Genomic DNA, 15,674 nt, shown 5'->3' with positions numbered 1-15,674 from the left:
ACTCTAGCTAAATCAAGGGAATCTTGGGAATTGGCCAAAGTTTGGTTGACGTTTTTCTTTGAAAGCGTCACGACCTTCTTTTGCTTCATCTGTTGTGTAATAAAGAAGTGTAGCGTCACCAGCCATTTGTTGCAGACCTGCTAAGCCGTCAGTATCTGCATTCATCGCTGCTTTTAAGAAGCGCAATGCAGTTGGAGACATTTGTAGCATTTCTTCACACCATTGAACAGTTTCATCTTCTAATTGGTCATAAGGAACCACTGTATTAACTAAGCCCATATCAAGCGCTTGTTGTGCATCGTATTGACGGCAAAGGTACCAAATTTCACGAGCCTTTTTATGTCCAATAATACGAGCAAGATAGCCTGAGCCGTAACCAGCATCAAATGAACCTACTTTTGGACCTGTTTGTCCAAAGCGAGCGTTGTCAGCAGCAATTGTTAAATCACAAACAACATGTAATACGTGTCCTCCACCAATTGCATAGCCTGCAACCATTGCCACTACAGGTTTTGGAATTACACGGATTAAACGTTGTAAATCAAGAACGTTTAGACGTGGGATTTCATCGTCTCCTACGTAGCCACCATGACCGCGAACTTTTTGATCTCCGCCTGAGCAGAAGGCATGTTCACCTTCACCTGTTAAAATAATTACACCGATATTTTTATCATCGCGTGCACGTGAAAATGCATCAATCATTTCCATAACCGTTTTTGGGCGGAATGCATTACGCACTTCTGGACGATTAATCGTAATTTTTGCGATTCCGTTATAGAACTCATACTTAATATCTTCATAAGTATGTAATGAAGTCCATTGACGTGTCATTGAATTGCCTCCTATATTCTAAATTCGTCTCGTTATTATCGAGGCGCTAACGTAACAATAATATTACGTTATATACTCCTCTACTATTGTAGCAAACTTAGCGGGATTTTCCACATGAATTGCATGTCCAGCATCAATTACTGTCATATGCCTAACAGTTTTTAATAGCGCTTTCATTTCTAGTGCAATTTTACAAAATTTTTCATCCAATGAACCCGTAATCAGCAGCACAGGTATTTCTAGTTTGTCCAAGAGGTGCCAATTTGAAGGTTGGGTTCCTGTTCCAACACCTCTTAAGCTTCCTGCCAATCCTTCTTCCTTCTGTGAAAGTCTTTCTGCACGAATGGCCTTTCGCACAGTGTCAGAAAGATGACGCTGTGATGCAAAAAGCGGTATATTCTCCCATGCATTCACAAAAGAGACTAACCCATTAGTGATGATTTTTTGTGCTAATATGTCATCTCGCTTACTACGTTCACGTCGTTCCTCTACTGTTCGTAAACCCGGAGATGCACTTTCTAAAATAAGCTTTTGAATACGATTAGGAAACGCAATGGCATAAGATAATGCAATCCTTCCCCCCATTGAATAGCCCAACAATGTAAATTTCTCAATATGAAGCTGACAGAACAGTTCCTCTAAGTCCTGTAACTGTTCCTCCATTGAAAAACGCTTAATTTGTTCTGGAGTAGCTGTATGCCCATGCCCAATTAAATCAATCGCAATTATACGGACATCCGGCAGAGCTTGTGCTAGATTGTTCCAGGTAACCGTGCTTCCCGTAAATCCATGTAAAGCTACTAATGTATGGCTACCGTTTTCATTCCATATGTCCACATGGGTTTTAAGTCCACGGATCAATAAGCTCGTCATGCTTTTAACTCCGTATTAATCCGGTTCCATAACTCTCGATGAGCCTGAACGTTTTCCGCTCTATTTGTAAATATTTCAATTAAGCGTAAAGGCCGTGTTTTGTCTGATGAAAACTTCTCTGATAATTCAGAGATAGTATCTACTCGTACATAATCCATATTATACATATGGGCAATATCATGGAATTCAAGTGCAGTCGGTGTGCCAAAAAGATCCTCGTAATGGGCTTCTACTGTCGATTGAGGTAAATAAGAAAAAATACCACCACCATCATTATTCATCACAAGAATGGTTAAGTTACATTCTTGGTATCTAGAAGCAATCAGCCCATTCACATCATGTAGAAAGGCTAGATCACCAATCAATAAATAGGTTTCTCGGCCATTTCCTTCACTGAAGCCCAATGCTGTTGATACTACGCCATCAATCCCATTCGTCCCACGGTTCGCAAAGAAACGGATATCCTTCGGTGTTGCTAATAAAAATGTATCAATATCACGCACTGGCATACTACTGCTAACGAATATATCGCTACCTTCAGGAATCATTTTCAATAAACGACTGACCATCGCTCCTTCATCTTTTTCTACCTCTGAATACTGTTCAATATAAGTAGCAGCCAACTGATTGGCTTTTTGCCATTCGGCTAAGTATGCTTCCTCAAATGCCGTGTTAGTAATGGCTAATTGTGTTAACCATTGGTCGATATTTGCATGAACAAAATGTGTAGATACGCCAGTAGCATCTCTAAACATTGGATCTTCATCAATAATTACATAAGCATTTGGCTCTGTTTTAGTAATAAATTGCATTATAAATTTTGAAACAGGCTGTGCCCCTATACGTAAAACTGTATCCGGCTGAACAAGTGCCTTAAAATCCTCACTCTTCATAATGGCATCATAGGTTGTCACGAGATATGGTAAGCAATCCTCTGGTACAGCTGCACGCATATTTGACAAGCTTTCCACTATGACAGGCCATTTCAACTGACGTACAAATTCCCAGACAAACGCTAGATTCGTGCCAAGTGCTAATTCTCCAACAATAATAAAGCCTCTTTTAGTCGACTTTAAAATAGCGGAAAGTTCCTGCATAGCAGCCCTTGTTGGGATTAATTGTCCCATGCTGCTATGTTTAAATGTCATGGTTGGCAATTCATCCTGTAAATCAATTAATAAAGGCTCTCGGAAAGGAACATTCATATGCACTGGTCCAAAAGGTGCACTTGTAGCAATTGCTACTGCTCGTGCAATATGACGTTCGATAAAAGGCAATGTAGGAGCAGCACCATCTGCTAATGGAAAATCTACACTCCATTTCACATGTGAACCATATAAATGAGGCTGATTAATTGCCTGCGGTGCACCTACCTCACGTAGTTCATGTGGTCGATCAGCCGTGATGACAATCAGCGGCACACGAGCATAGCTTGCCTCAACAATTGCAGGGAAGTAGTTTGCTGCTGCTGTACCGGATGTACATAAGAGAACAACAGGCTTAGCAGTAGCTTTCGCAAGCCCTAAAGCAAAGAAAGCAGCTGAGCGTTCATCTACTTGACGATACATTTTTATTTGTTTTGTAGAAGCGACCGCGTAGGCAAGAGGTGTTGAACGTGACCCTGGACTAACGACAACATTTTCTACCCCAGCTTGTACTAACGACGCGACCATTTTATAAACATAATCTGTTAAAATTTCCCGTTCACTCATGTAATTGTCCCCCTAGCGCACGAAGCATTGGACGGAATTTCACTAATGTTTCATCATATTCAGATTGTGGTTCTGAATCTGCTACAATACCGCCACCGGCATATAAATAAGCTTTATCATGAAGCAATGCTGCTGACCGTATCGCAACTGCAAATTCACCATTTCCCTCTGCATCTAACCAGCCAATTGGCGCAGCATACAAGCCTCGATTCATCGGTTCATACTTACGAATAGCCGCCAATGCTTCCATACGTGGTACGCCTCCTAATGCTGGAGTAGGATGTAAAGTTTTTGTGAGTTGTAATATCGTAGCATCCTTATTTAGCTGTCCCTCGACAGGTGTGTATAAATGTTGAATATCTCGTATTTTTAATAGACGCGGACTTTCAGGGAGGGTTATATCCACACAATTTTTACGGAATGTGTCTGCAATCATATCGACAACATATTGGTGTTCCCCTCCGTTTTTGGGATCATGTAACAAGCTTTGTCCATAAGCCTCGTCTTCTACTGCTGTTTTTCCTCGCTTAATTGAACCAGCAACACATGAAGAAAATGCTCGACCATCCTCCACTTTTACAAGACGCTCAGGTGATGCTCCGAAGAATAATAGATTTTCATGCTCTAAGCCGAACAAATAACTTTCTGGTTGTTCATGGATAATTTGCGACAGCACTTGTGGAGCAGTTACTTGCTCTTTAAATTGCAGTGCAAGTGATCGTGCAATAACAACCTTATCCGCTTTCTTTTGCTTAATTAAAGCTGTCACTTGGTCAATAGAAGCTAAATAAGGGTCTTTATAAGGCTCAAAGTAGCTTGATATTTCAGGCTTTGAATACGTTTTCACTTCCTTAACCTGTGCTGCATGAACTAAATGATCTCGCTCTTTTCTCAATGCCTCAAACTTAGCCTCACCATCCTGATCCGGTGTCAGAAGATGAATGCTAACATATGCCTTATCATCGCGTATGACAAGCTGAAATGTTGCTAATGCAAAATAAGCCTCTGGAAAACCCGTCCATTCCCCAGCAACATTATTTTGTGGATCAAATGTAAAGCCCCCGAACAAAATAGGTTGGAGCTCGCTTTGCCCTTTCGGACAGTTTTTCGTTAAACTTTTCCATTCAGCTTCTACAGCATCAAAACGTTCATTTTTTTTATTATTTTGAATGGTATGGGCATGTCCTAGCCCAACTAATGTCATTGTTTTTTCTCTATTTTGCCAATAAAATCGTTCACCTTTATAGCACTCTTCACCTGCTGCATAAAACGCTAATGCAGATAAGTGACTCACTTCCATTGTTTCCATATAAAAATGAAGGCTTTGGCCCAAATAGTCCACTTCTACTTCTGTGGCTTGGTACCACTTCTGTTGCATGAAATTACCTCCGTTGTTGCAGTGTACATAATAAATGATGGCGAAATTACATCATTTTGGGGGCTGGCAACCGTGTCATTCGTACTGTTGCTATTCACCCTATTTTTATTTTCAGTTCATAAATGCATGTTCTATTGTATCACTTTTTTTCATTTTACAGTATGTAATAAGCTGTGAACCTACCCATTTTCTCAATCTTCGTTTAAAATAAGAAGAGTCGACAACATTTGAAGGAGAGAAAGACCTTATGACCAAAGTCATTGAAGCTGATAGGGGTTTTAAAGTTTGGTGGCATTTAACACGTCCACATACTTTAACCGCTTCATTTGTTCCAGTATTCCTAGGAACAGCAATTGCACTAGCAATTGAAAAAGAAACAATTGATTTTGGACTATTTTTTGCTATGCTCATTGCAAGTATGCTTATTCAAGCAGCAACGAATATGTTCAATGAATATTACGATTACAAATTAGGATTAGATAACGAGCATTCTGTCGGAATTGGGGGAACGATTGTCCGTCATGGTGTACAACCAAAAACGATTATGATGATTGCGCTAAGCTTTTATGCTATTGCCATGCTACTTGGTATCTACATATGTGCCTCAACATCTTGGTGGTTAGCTGCTGTCGGACTAGTTTGTATGCTTATTGGTTTTTTATATACAGGTGGGCCATATCCAATCGCCTATTCACCTTTTGGAGAAATTATTTCTGGGGCAGTAATGGGAATGGGAATCGTTTTGATTGCTTTCTATATTCAAACGCTTACAGTAACACTTGATGCCATTTTACTATCCGTTCCAAGCATGATTTTAGTTGGTGCTATTATGCTATCCAATAATATTCGTGATATTGTTGGCGATACAGAAGGTGGACGCAAAACATTAGCCATTTTGGTAGGACGTGATAATGCTATCTCCGTGCTATCAGGATTTTTTATCGTATCATACTTATGGGTGATCGCCCTTGTTGCAATTGATGGCATTACTTTTTGGGCTTTGATTATTTTCTTAAGTATTCCTAAACCATTACGTGCCATTCAAATATTCAGAGATAAAAAAGAAGCCAAAGAAGTGATGCCTGCGATGAAATATACTGCGCAAACGAATACAATCTTCGGCTTCCTATTAGGAATTGGTTTATTAATTGATTATTTCTTTTAAAAAGTGCGGCAGCCTTAACGGGTTGCTGCTTTTTTTACATACCGTTTGAAATTTTGACTAGCGATGCCATGTACTTCTTCTTCTGAAAAGCGAGTTCGTAATGCCTCTAATAAATTTTGAGTCTCTCCCGCATGTGCTAATCCTTTTACGGTCACACCTATGCCATCAAAATCTGACCCTAACCCTATATGCTCGACACCTACTAAATTGGCTAAATGCTCCACATGATTTACCAATTGTTCTAGCGTTGCATCTTGACCACCAATAAAAAGTGGATAATAAACAACATGGATATGCCCTCCATGTTTTACAAGAGCCTTCGCTTGTGCATCTGTTAAATTACGAGGGTGATCGCATAATGCTCGTGCATTACTATGACTAGCAATAATATGCTTCGCTAACGGTAACACATCCCAAAAACTTTGTTCATTTAGATGGGAGACATCAATAATAATGTCACGGTCATTTAATACTTGAATGACTTCTTTACCAAATGGCTTCAATCCAAGACTTGCGTCTTGTTCCGCTCCATGTGCAACAGTATTTTCTTCATTCCATGTTAAACCGACTAATTTGACACCTGCATCAAGTACAGCAATTAGCTTTGTTAAATCTTCGCCAATTGCACTACAACCTTCTAAGCTTAAGATAGCTCCTATTTCATGGGGAGCCAATTGCTCTAACTGGGCCCAATCTGTAATATGCACCATGCCCTCTGTTTGTAAAACATGGGTATGAAATGCTTCCATTTGGCGTATGACTTCAAGAAATTGCTGGTTTTGCGGGATTTCTGGGTCAATAAAGATGGCGAATACTTGAGCTTTTATTTGCCCTAACTGCAGTCTTTTTTGATTGACGTGTATACGCACATCCTCTGCAAAACTAGCCGCTTCAAGCGTTGTTAATTTCAAAAGTGCATCACAATGTAAATCAATAATGTTCATCTTCTCACCTCTACAGCTATTATACTGCTTTGGTCAGGAAAATACTTACTGATTTTTGTCCTGTGGTGTATCAGAAGAGCCAAATTCTTCAAGCTCTATAAAATCATCAGATCTTGGTGTTGAAGAAAGCACTTCCTCTTCCACTGGTCGTAAATTATCCTCTTTCTTTTCTGCATGCTCGACACATGTCAGAGCTTGAGGCATAGCCTCTAAACGTCCAATTGGAATCTCTTTACCACAGACAGCACATTTACCATATGTTCCGTCTGCCATTGCTTGAAGTGCTTCTTTTATTTCCTCTGCATTGTCGCCACGATGCTCATCAATAGCCATTTCTGTAAGCTGATCCGTTAAATCACTAGCATTATCAGCTGGATGATTATCATAATTAGATAGCTCTGTCGCTTGGGGACGCTCTGATTCATCTATTCGCTTTTCGATTTCTTGTAATTCTTGCTCCAATTGTCTTTTTAATTTTTGCATAACTTGTTGATCCAAAAAAATCGCCTCCTTATGCTTTTATTTTTTCCTAATTTATTATTTCTAAAACATCAGCATAAGGAAGGTTTATTTATTTATTCGTATAAGCTACGATTGCATCGTGTAAAAACTGTGCAGCTCCCACTACACTACGCTCGTCGTAATAAGCGGTGAAACGTTCATCTGCTATATACATTTGAGCGAGTCCTACATGTGCTTCTTTAGAATATTCTTTCCATGTAAAGCACAGCCATCGTTTATGGAGCTCCGCGACTTCCATTGCAATATCATTTGTTGCGTCCCCCTCCTCGATTGCTTCTGTTAAACGTTCAAACATCTGCTGCTCCAATTGCTGCATCGCCTGAAATTGTTCCTCTGTCATATTCATGAGCTTAGCATTGGAAGCATCTACCGTTTTATCTCCATATTTGGCGCGAATTTCTTGACCATATTTATGTTCATTATCCTCGATTAACTTTTCTTTAAGTCCATTAAATTTTTCTTCATTTGACATAGGTCTTTCCCCCTCAATTGATAGTATCGTTTTTTCTACCGTCTGTAAGATCGTCTCAAGCTGTTCTTTTCGTTTAAGCAGAGCAGCTTTATGTGACTTTAGCGCCTCGGAATGTTGAAAATGAGGAGCTTGAATAATATCCTGAATAGTTGCTAGCTTCATATCCAATGCTCGGTAAAATAAAATCTGCTGCAGCAAATCGACTTCCGATTGACCGTAAAATCGATAGCCCGCCTCATTGGTTCTAGCTGGTTTCAGTAGCCCAATTTCATCATAATAACGCAGAGTTCTCGTACTTACACCAGACAATTGGGCAAGCTCTTGAATTGTATATTCCATGTTTTCACCTCCATTACTGCTACTGTAAACTTTGACGCAACGTTAAGGTCAATAGGAAAAATAAATTTTTTCTCTTCCTATAATCATCCTCTCCGTTCATATAATTCCATAACTACCTATAAAACTATATTTTCCAACCGATATAAATAGTAAATATTTCATAGGAGGGTAATAGGATGAAATGTCCAAATTGTCAGCATGAGAATCTAAATGACAGTAAATTTTGCTCTGGTTGTGGTACTAAATTGACAAATACACCCTCAAAACAGGGTATCCCAACATGGACCATTATCGTATTGTCCGTCTGTTTCATTGCAATTGGTGGGCTGGGCTATGCCTATTGGGATTTCTTCTCCAATAAAAAAAGTAATTCAGCCACTTACTCGGAAATAAATGACAATCAGAATTTAGAGACAAAGCAAGTTTCCTCTGAGGAACTGACGAAAAAGCAAGAAGCTCATGCACAGCAGGTTGATCGTGTCACTCTTATAAAGGAGATTCAGCAAAAGGTATTCACCATTCTAACTAACAATGCGCAAGGTTCCGGCTTCCTCTATAAAAAAGGGGGATATGTTATTACTAATGCGCATGTTGTCCAAGGTGAAGTCGAAGTAATGGTTCGAAATTCTATGGGTCAAGAATCACCTGGTACAGTAGTCGGTATATCTGATCGTTATGATATAGCTTTAATACATGTTCCTAGCTATCAAGACACAGCACCATTAGGTATTGAAACATCAGAATCACCTATTGGCTTAGAAGTCATTGCCTTTGGAAGTCCACAAGGCTTTGAAAATTCAGCCTCCATTGGCTATATAACAGGCAATAAACGGGATATGAAGCTTGAAAATTTTATATACAAACAAATATATCAGGTCGATGCACAAATTGATAAAGGTAGTAGTGGCGGTCCTTTGGTGGATGTTAATACAGGAAATGTAATTGGGATTAACTCACTACTTTACACAACCGAAACAAACACACACTTCGCCTTCTCTATCCCTCTATACAGTATGGTAGACCAATTTGATGGGTGGATTGCTCAGCCTCTTTCTGCAAATGAGGTTCGTTCTGTTGCTAATCTATACGAAAGTAGTCAACAACCCGCTAGTAAAACAGAGACTACTACTGAAGCAGACAATTTGTTAGCAGGCCAATTCGTGCAAGCATTCCGCCTATACTATGAAATGGCCCTAAATGAGGGTGATTTTTATTGGATTGTCGATATGCTTGCGCCTAGTAGTTCTGCTTATAAAGAACTGGAAAAATATATTAATGAAATTTCGTATCAGGGCAATTACTTCTATTTTACAAACAATGAAGTGCTTGATGTACAATATTCGAATGGCAAATACTATGTTGATATGAATGAAACCTTTGATTTCTATGATGCCCAAGGTAATTATCAATTTTACGATCGGTATAAGACGTATACTGTGATTACAGATGAATACGGTGCTTATAAAATCGCCACTATTAAAATTCACTAATATCGTCTTTTTATTTTACGAAGAAAGCCATCGAGAGTGAACTTCTCAATGGCTTTCATCTAAATTGTTATTAATATTTTCCATGCCACACTATTTGTCGATAATTTTCTTTATCCGTGTCACCCTCTGTATTAATTAATAATACTCTCGCATCGCTATTTAACTGTAACAAATCTTTTAATTGTCTATAACGATCATTTGTCATGATTTCATAAAGACAACCAAATGGAGCTGCTCCCGATTCTCCTGCTACAATGCGTGTATCTGTGTTCAATGGATTACCAAGGATACGCATTCCTGCTGCTGCAACTTCTTCCCCACAGCTAATGCTTACTTTCGTATAGGCTTTTAACAGTTGCCATGCCTGAGGATTCGGTTCGCCACACGCAAGCCCTGCCATTATCGTTTGCATGTCGCCGCCAACAGTTACAAATTCATTGGTCCCCGCTTTAAAGCTTTTATAATAACAATTAGCTACATGCGGCTCCACTAAAACAATCGTCATTTCCTGCTTATAGTATTGTCTTAAAAAGGCAACTACTGCTGCTGCAAAAGACCCTACTCCAGCCTGTAAAAACACATGAGTCGGTGCTTGTTCTATCTCTTCAACAACCTCTTGTATTAGAGTTGTATAGCCCTGCATAATCCATAATGGAATTTCCTCATAGCCATCCCACATTGTATCCTGAATTAAAACCCAACCATGCTCTTCAGCTAGCTGCGAAGTATAACGAACAGTATCATCATAATTCATTGCGGTGATTTCACCATAGGCTCCCTCATTGATAATGTTTTGTAATCGTTCCTTGGCGCTACCAGCAGGCATATAGATTCGTGCTTGAAAACCTAGCTCTCGAGCTGCCCAAGCTACCCCTCGACCATGGTTCCCATCAGTTGTTGAAATAAACGTTAACTCACCCAACTGATCTTTTATTTCTGAAGACTTTAATTGTTCAAAGGAAAGATCTTCAATATCTTTATTGAGCATATTGGCAACATATTGTGCGATAGCATAAACGCCTCCTAGTACTTTAAAGGCATTCAAACCAAATCGAAACGATTCATCTTTTATCCAAATTTTTTCTACATCCATATAGGATGCCAATGATGCTAAATGATGGAGTGGTGTCTTTTCAAACTTCTCATATGTACGTTGGAATTGACTAACTTTCTTTACTTGTTCTAGTGTAAAATTCGAAAGTAAGGCTGTTATTTGTTCATCATTATCTTGCCCTACATCATGTTGATTAGGAACCCATTTTAATTTTTCACTCATATCTATCCCCCCTCTCCCACATCTTAGTCTATCTCGCTAAAAAATACAAAACGCTCTTCCGGAAATAAAAAAACTATACACTCATCTTATTTCGATGAATGTATAGCTTATCCATTAATTATTTCGCAAAGATTTCTTCTACTTGATCTAGCATAATATCAGCAGCTAGAATTCCTCCAGCTGTATTCCAAATGACATCATCTACTTTATGTGCGTTGCCTTTTTGGACAGCAGAAAGGTTTTTCCAAAGAGGATCTTGTGTCCACTCTTGTTCAGTTGCTAATGCTGAATCATCACCTGTTGGCATGTATGTGAAGTAGAAAATAACATCCCCATCCATTTGAGGAATTACTTCTTTCCCTACCTCTACAGCTAAGTTTCCTAGCTTTGCATTATCTTTAAATAAATCTGCTTGCGCTGGAACACGTTTAAATCCTAACGCATCAAAAATAATACCTGAGAATGAATCTGTGTAATAGATACGAGATTTATCTGCCATAAAGCGGACAAATGAAACTTCTTGGTTTGTTTGATCACCAAGTTTTTCTTTTAACGCTTGTAGCTTATCATCATAAGCTGTTAACACTTCTTTACCTTTTGATTCTTGATTTACTGCTTTTGCGTATAACTGAAAGTTCTCTTTCCAATCACCACGTAGTGTTTCAGAGAATACGGTTGGCGCAATTTTGCTAAGTTTCGCATAATCCTTTTCTTGTCTTAATTTATTACCAATGATTAAATCTGGTTTTAATGAAGCAATTTTTTCTAAATTAATTTCATGCTCAATGCCGACTACTTCGACACCTTCCATCTGGTCCTTAATATGGTCATACCATGGATCACCCGTCCATGATTGTACCGCACCAACTGGCTTAATACCTAACGCTAAAAGCGCCTCTGTTCCTTCATTTGTTAAAACAACAATGCGTTTGGGTGTGTCTTTTACTTCAGTTGTTCCCATTGCATGTTGTACACTGTAAGCGTTGCTTTCTTTTGAACTTTCTTCTTTCTTATCATCGTTAGAATTACCGCAAGCTGCCAGAACAAAAATAGCAACAATAGCTAGCAAAACTAAGAGTTTTTGAAATCCTTTTTGCACCTTTTCTTCCCCCATTGTATATGATAAAATGTTTAAGCATAATTGACGAGAATGAAAATCAGTTTCATTTGTCTCTTAGAACGTTACTAATCTTATTGTATGAACTTATCAGTGTCAATACCTATTTTAATAATTATGAAAGAAAAGAGTATAGTTTAAACATGATTTTTAAAAATAATTATTCTAAAACGTTCGCTTTAATCATAGGGATTTTGCTACTACTTCTTTGCATGGGCATTAGTATTGTCTATGGCTATGCAAATACTTCTATTCAAACTACCTTTGAATCTTTTTTTCATTTTAACCATTCAAATGAGCATATTATTATTCAAAATGTTCGTATTCCAAGAGCATTTATAGCCAGTTGTGTCGGAGCATCGTTAGCTATTACAGGTGTACTTATGCAAACTTTAACGAAAAATCCTTTAGCTTCTCCTGGAATATTGGGAATAAATGCTGGAGCAGGATTTGCAGTTGTCTTTGCCATGATTTTTTTCCATATCTCAGGTTTACAATCATTTGCATGGATCGCCTTTCTAGGTGCTGCCATCGCGGCACTAGCTGTTTATGCAATCAGTTTCTCCGGAAGAGATGCCGTTACACCTGTGAAAATTACTTTAGCAGGCGCTGCCATTAGTGCACTTTTTGCATCATTTACACAAGGGTTACTCGCTACAAATGAAGCAGAACTTGAGCAAGTATTGTTTTGGCTAGCTGGCTCTGTACAAGGACGAAAACTCGAAATTCTGCTATCAGTTCTCCCATATTTAATCATCGGGTGGATAGCTGCTCTAGTCATTTCCCCTAAAATGAATACTCTTGCGCTAGGAGATGACGTGGCAAGAGGATTAGGATTACGTTTAGGGTTAATGAAAATAACTGTAGGTTTGATTGTTATTTTTTTAGCAGGGGGTGCTGTTGCTATCGCTGGCCCCATCGGTTTTATTGGCATTGTAGTTCCTCATTTTGCGCGTAAGTTTGTCGGCACAGATCATCGATGGCTTATTCCGATGGCTGCCTTACTTGGAGGCATTTTATTATTGTTAGCGGATGTCGCAGCTCGATACATCATCATGCCACAAGAAGTACCAGTCGGAGTCATGACCGCAATGATTGGCGCGCCATTCTTTATTTACCTTGCGCGAAAAGGTGGAAAAAAATAATGAAAAACATAAGAACAGTCCGTTTATTTCACAAAAAAATATCTTTTTTATTAGATGTACAAGCTATGAAAAAATTACTGGTGATTAGCTTTCTAACACTAGCAGTTTTCTTTCTTAGCGCATCATTCGGTGATTCTTTTATTAATCCTTTTAAAGTTTTACAAACTCTCTTCGGCCAAGGCTCTGATTTTGATCAGTTGATCATTATTGATTTTCGAATGCCCCGAATTTTTATGGCTATGTTTACTGGCATGGCGCTAGCCGTAGCAGGTGCCGTTTTACAAGGAATCATTAAAAATCCACTGGCCTCTCCCGATATTATCGGAATATCTGCTGGTGGCGGTGCAGCAGTTGTTGGTTTCTTAGCCATTTTCAGTGACTCTAATCACTCTTTAACAGTCAGTATAGAATGGATGCCATTAGCAGGTTTTATTGGTGCTACTGTTGTTGGGTGTTTGGTTTACCTATTTGCATGGAAAGATGGTGTTACGCCAAATCGTCTTGTTTTAATCGGTATTAGTGTATCCGCATTGATGCAAGCCATTACGACCATGCTAATGATTATTGGTCCAATCTACCAAGCGAGTGAAGCGAATAAGTGGATTACTGGGAGCGTCAAAAGCGCAGACTGGGATCAAGTTCAAATCGTTGTGCCCTTAATACTAGTACTCCTACTTGTCACCTTCTTTACTACACGACAGTTAAATGTACAAGAATTAGGTGATGATACAGCGGCAGGATTAGGACAATCCGTTCAAAAAACTCGTCTATATTTAATTCTTTTATGTTGCTGCTTAGTAGCAAGTGCCATTTCCTTTGCCGGGGCAATTGGATTTGTAGGGTTGATGGCCCCTCATATCGCACGTCGTATCGTTGGTTCATCGTTCGGAGTACTTGTGCCAACATCCGCAGCCATTGGAGCATTGCTCGTAATGATTGCTGATATTATAGGTCGTACTGCGTTTAGCCCTTTAGAAGTGCCAGCTGGTGTCTTTACTGCTGCCATCGGTGCTCCTTATTTTATCTATTTATTATTTAGAAATCCTAATAAATAAAGGAGTCCATACAACATGACTGAATCCTTATTAACTAAATCCCTAACATTAAGTTATGGTGATTCCAATATTATCGAAGATCTCAATTTATCTATCCCTTTGAATGAAATTACTGTCTTGATTGGAGCGAATGGCTGTGGTAAATCTACACTTCTACGCTCCATTGCTCGATTATTAAAACCAAAAAAGGGATCTGTTTTATTAGATGGCGAAGATATCTTTAAACTATCTACAAAGCAAGTAGCTAAAAACCTTTCTATTCTTCCTCAATCACCAGTAGCACCAGAAGGCTTAACGGTCCTTCAGCTTGTTAAACAAGGGCGATTTCCTTATCAAAGTTGGCGCCAGCAATGGACGGAGAAAGATGAGGAAATTGTGCTAAATGCCTTAAAAGCTACAGGAACGGAGCAATTACAAGATAGACCAGTGGACGAGCTATCAGGTGGGCAACGTCAACGTGCATGGATTGCTATGACACTCGCTCAAGATACAGATATTATTCTGTTAGATGAGCCTACAACCTATCTAGATCTAACTCATCAAATAGAAGTGCTAGATTTATTATTTGAATTAAATCAACTGCAAAAGCGAACAATTATTATGGTCTTACATGATATAAATCTCGCTTGTCGTTATGCTGATCATATCATTACTGTGCGTGATCGTGGAGTTTATCGTCAAGGTAAGCCTGAAGAGATCATGACAACAGAATTAGTTAGCCATGTATTTGATCTTGAATGTCAAATGACAACAGATCCTATCTTTGGAACACCTTTATGTATTCCTTATGGTAAAGGACGAAATATTACGTAAGTCTTCGAAAAACAACGAGCCTTCGCAGATTCATTATCTGGCGAAGGCTTTCTTGTTACTTTTTCTTTTCAGCTCATAAAAAAAGTACAGTAGATGTAAATTCATCTACTGTACTTAGTATGACCCGTACGGGATTCGAACCCGTGTTACCGCCGTGAAAGGGCGGTGTCTTAACCACTTGACCAACGGGCCCATGGCGGAGAAGGAGGGATTTGAACCCTCGCGCCGGTTACCCGACCTACACCCTTAGCAGGGGCGCCTCTTCAGCCTCTTGAGTACTTCCCCACAAAAAAAATGGCTCCGAAGGCAGGACTCGAACCTGCGACAACCTGATTAACAGTCAGGTGCTACTACCAACTGAGCTACTTCGGAATAATGATGGGCCTAAATGGACTCGAACCATCGACCTCACGCTTATCAGGCGTGCGCTCTAACCAGCTGAGCTATAGGCCCTTGGAGCGGGTGATGGGAATCGAACCCACGACATCAGCTTGGAAGGCTGAGGCTTTACCATTAAACTACACCCGCATAAATGGTGGGTC

At 39.3% G+C, this 15,674-nt stretch carries 14 protein-coding genes and 5 tRNA genes; 5 read left to right on the top strand and 14 right to left on the bottom strand.

Going from position 1 to position 15,674, the window contains the following annotated elements:
• Positions 1 to 12 precede the first annotated feature (12 nt).
• The 4 genes from menB to B3D94_RS07570 form a co-directional block, all read right to left on the bottom strand.
• Entirely contained in the window at positions 13 to 831 is an 819-nt protein-coding gene (menB, locus tag B3D94_RS07585) for a 1,4-dihydroxy-2-naphthoyl-CoA synthase (protein ID WP_291756223.1), read from the bottom strand.
• Between the two features lie 63 nt (positions 832 to 894).
• Positions 895 to 1,704 carry a 2-succinyl-6-hydroxy-2,4-cyclohexadiene-1-carboxylate synthase gene (gene menH / locus B3D94_RS07580; protein WP_069482417.1) on the bottom strand — a complete coding sequence of 270 codons (810 nt, stop codon included), beginning with the start codon at positions 1,702 to 1,704 and terminating at the stop codon, positions 895 to 897.
• A complete protein-coding gene (menD, locus tag B3D94_RS07575; RefSeq protein WP_069482418.1) occupies positions 1,701 to 3,416 on the bottom strand; it encodes a 2-succinyl-5-enolpyruvyl-6-hydroxy-3-cyclohexene-1-carboxylic-acid synthase in 1,716 nt (571 codons plus the stop codon). Before menD ends, menH begins: the two co-directional genes overlap by 4 nt.
• On the bottom strand, positions 3,409 to 4,794 hold the full coding sequence (locus B3D94_RS07570) for an isochorismate synthase (RefSeq protein WP_193832921.1): 1,386 nt from the start codon (positions 4,792 to 4,794) through the stop codon (positions 3,409 to 3,411). Before B3D94_RS07570 ends, menD begins: the two co-directional genes overlap by 8 nt.
• A 247-nt stretch (positions 4,795 to 5,041) precedes the next feature.
• On the opposite strand from B3D94_RS07570, the gene B3D94_RS07565 reads away from it, so the two are divergent.
• Entirely contained in the window at positions 5,042 to 5,959 is a 918-nt protein-coding gene (locus tag B3D94_RS07565; protein ID WP_069482420.1) for a 1,4-dihydroxy-2-naphthoate polyprenyltransferase, read from the top strand.
• Positions 5,960 to 5,973: 14 nt separating this feature from the next.
• On the opposite strand, the gene B3D94_RS07560 is transcribed toward B3D94_RS07565, so the two are convergent.
• The 3 genes from B3D94_RS07560 to B3D94_RS07550 all read right to left on the bottom strand — a co-directional run bounded on the left by B3D94_RS07560 (position 5,974) and on the right by B3D94_RS07550 (position 8,236).
• Positions 5,974 to 6,903, bottom strand: coding sequence for a dipeptidase (locus tag B3D94_RS07560; RefSeq protein ID WP_069482421.1), 930 nt, complete (start codon positions 6,901 to 6,903; stop codon positions 5,974 to 5,976).
• 45 nt (positions 6,904 to 6,948) lie between these two features.
• Positions 6,949 to 7,401 (bottom strand): TraR/DksA C4-type zinc finger protein, encoded by a 453-nt coding sequence (locus B3D94_RS07555; RefSeq protein WP_069482422.1) that lies wholly within the window; start codon positions 7,399 to 7,401, stop codon positions 6,949 to 6,951.
• Positions 7,402 to 7,474: 73 nt separating this feature from the next.
• A complete protein-coding gene (locus B3D94_RS07550) occupies positions 7,475 to 8,236 on the bottom strand; it encodes a MerR family transcriptional regulator (protein ID WP_291756212.1) in 762 nt (253 codons plus the stop codon).
• Between the two features lie 176 nt (positions 8,237 to 8,412).
• Between B3D94_RS07550 and B3D94_RS07545 the strand changes: the two genes are divergently transcribed.
• On the top strand, positions 8,413 to 9,726 hold the full coding sequence (locus tag B3D94_RS07545) for a trypsin-like peptidase domain-containing protein (protein ID WP_069482424.1): 1,314 nt from the start codon (positions 8,413 to 8,415) through the stop codon (positions 9,724 to 9,726).
• Positions 9,727 to 9,796: 70 nt separating this feature from the next.
• On the opposite strand, the gene B3D94_RS07540 is transcribed toward B3D94_RS07545, so the two are convergent.
• Positions 9,797 to 11,002, bottom strand: a complete 1,206-nt coding sequence (locus tag B3D94_RS07540) for a diaminopropionate ammonia-lyase (RefSeq protein ID WP_291756207.1) — start codon at positions 11,000 to 11,002, stop codon at positions 9,797 to 9,799.
• A gap of 118 nt (positions 11,003 to 11,120) precedes the next feature.
• Positions 11,121 to 12,116 carry an ABC transporter substrate-binding protein gene (locus B3D94_RS07535; RefSeq protein ID WP_258270446.1) on the bottom strand — a complete coding sequence of 332 codons (996 nt, stop codon included), beginning with the start codon at positions 12,114 to 12,116 and terminating at the stop codon, positions 11,121 to 11,123.
• 146 nt (positions 12,117 to 12,262) lie between these two features.
• Here B3D94_RS07535 and B3D94_RS07530 point away from each other — a divergent pair, with 146 nt between their 5' ends.
• Genes B3D94_RS07530 through B3D94_RS07520 form a run of 3 tightly spaced genes read left to right on the top strand, consistent with a single transcriptional unit; the run spans position 12,263 to position 15,132 of the window.
• The gene (locus B3D94_RS07530; protein ID WP_291756203.1) at positions 12,263 to 13,264 is read left to right on the top strand and encodes a FecCD family ABC transporter permease; all 1,002 of its coding nucleotides are present in this window, start codon (positions 12,263 to 12,265) and stop codon (positions 13,262 to 13,264) included.
• Complete coding sequence (locus B3D94_RS07525; RefSeq protein ID WP_291756200.1) at positions 13,264 to 14,319, top strand: FecCD family ABC transporter permease; 1,056 nt, start codon at positions 13,264 to 13,266, stop codon at positions 14,317 to 14,319. The genes B3D94_RS07530 and B3D94_RS07525 overlap by 1 nt, the downstream gene beginning before the upstream one ends.
• Positions 14,320 to 14,334: 15 nt before the next feature.
• The gene (locus B3D94_RS07520; protein WP_069482429.1) at positions 14,335 to 15,132 is read left to right on the top strand and encodes an ABC transporter ATP-binding protein; all 798 of its coding nucleotides are present in this window, start codon (positions 14,335 to 14,337) and stop codon (positions 15,130 to 15,132) included.
• A gap of 120 nt (positions 15,133 to 15,252) precedes the next feature.
• On the opposite strand, the gene B3D94_RS07515 is transcribed toward B3D94_RS07520, so the two are convergent.
• The 5 genes from B3D94_RS07515 to B3D94_RS07495 all read right to left on the bottom strand — a co-directional run bounded on the left by B3D94_RS07515 (position 15,253) and on the right by B3D94_RS07495 (position 15,660).
• Positions 15,253 to 15,324, bottom strand: a tRNA-Glu gene (locus B3D94_RS07515).
• Positions 15,325 to 15,326: 2 nt separating this feature from the next.
• Positions 15,327 to 15,417, bottom strand: a tRNA-Ser gene (locus tag B3D94_RS07510).
• A 10-nt stretch (positions 15,418 to 15,427) separates the two neighbouring features.
• Positions 15,428 to 15,504: transfer RNA gene (locus B3D94_RS07505), tRNA-Asn, on the bottom strand.
• 7 nt (positions 15,505 to 15,511) lie between these two features.
• A tRNA-Ile gene (locus tag B3D94_RS07500) sits at positions 15,512 to 15,585 on the bottom strand.
• A 1-nt stretch (position 15,586) separates the two neighbouring features.
• Positions 15,587 to 15,660: transfer RNA gene (locus B3D94_RS07495), tRNA-Gly, on the bottom strand.
• Positions 15,661 to 15,674 lie beyond the last annotated feature (14 nt).

Source organism: Lysinibacillus sp. UBA5990 (assembly GCF_002429815.1).
Taxonomy (GTDB): Bacteria; Bacillota; Bacilli; order Bacillales_A; family Planococcaceae; genus Lysinibacillus; species Lysinibacillus fusiformis.
Note: the sequence above shows the minus strand (reverse complement) of the source record. Positions and strands in the feature narration are given on the sequence as shown.

What these genes read in the sequence shown, in the direction of transcription:
- B3D94_RS07540 (WP_291756207.1), bottom strand. Translation starts at nt 11,002, where the DNA reads ATGAGTGAAAAATTAAAATGGGTTCCTAATCAACATGATGTAGGGCAA.
- menD (WP_069482418.1), bottom strand. Translation starts at nt 3,416, where the DNA reads ATGAGTGAACGGGAAATTTTAACAGATTATGTTTATAAAATGGTCGCG.
- B3D94_RS07520 (WP_069482429.1), top strand. Translation starts at nt 14,335, where the DNA reads ATGACTGAATCCTTATTAACTAAATCCCTAACATTAAGTTATGGTGAT.
- menH (WP_069482417.1), bottom strand. Translation starts at nt 1,704, where the DNA reads ATGACGAGCTTATTGATCCGTGGACTTAAAACCCATGTGGACATATGG.
- B3D94_RS07565 (WP_069482420.1), top strand. Translation starts at nt 5,042, where the DNA reads ATGACCAAAGTCATTGAAGCTGATAGGGGTTTTAAAGTTTGGTGGCAT.
- B3D94_RS07525 (WP_291756200.1), top strand. Translation starts at nt 13,264, where the DNA reads ATGAAAAACATAAGAACAGTCCGTTTATTTCACAAAAAAATATCTTTT.
- menB (WP_291756223.1), bottom strand. Translation starts at nt 831, where the DNA reads ATGACACGTCAATGGACTTCATTACATACTTATGAAGATATTAAGTAT.
- B3D94_RS07535 (WP_258270446.1), bottom strand. Translation starts at nt 12,116, where the DNA reads ATGGGGGAAGAAAAGGTGCAAAAAGGATTTCAAAAACTCTTAGTTTTG.
- B3D94_RS07530 (WP_291756203.1), top strand. Translation starts at nt 12,263, where the DNA reads ATGATTTTTAAAAATAATTATTCTAAAACGTTCGCTTTAATCATAGGG.
- B3D94_RS07545 (WP_069482424.1), top strand. Translation starts at nt 8,413, where the DNA reads ATGAAATGTCCAAATTGTCAGCATGAGAATCTAAATGACAGTAAATTT.
- B3D94_RS07570 (WP_193832921.1), bottom strand. Translation starts at nt 4,794, where the DNA reads ATGCAACAGAAGTGGTACCAAGCCACAGAAGTAGAAGTGGACTATTTG.
- B3D94_RS07550 (WP_291756212.1), bottom strand. Translation starts at nt 8,236, where the DNA reads ATGGAATATACAATTCAAGAGCTTGCCCAATTGTCTGGTGTAAGTACG.
- B3D94_RS07560 (WP_069482421.1), bottom strand. Translation starts at nt 6,903, where the DNA reads ATGAACATTATTGATTTACATTGTGATGCACTTTTGAAATTAACAACG.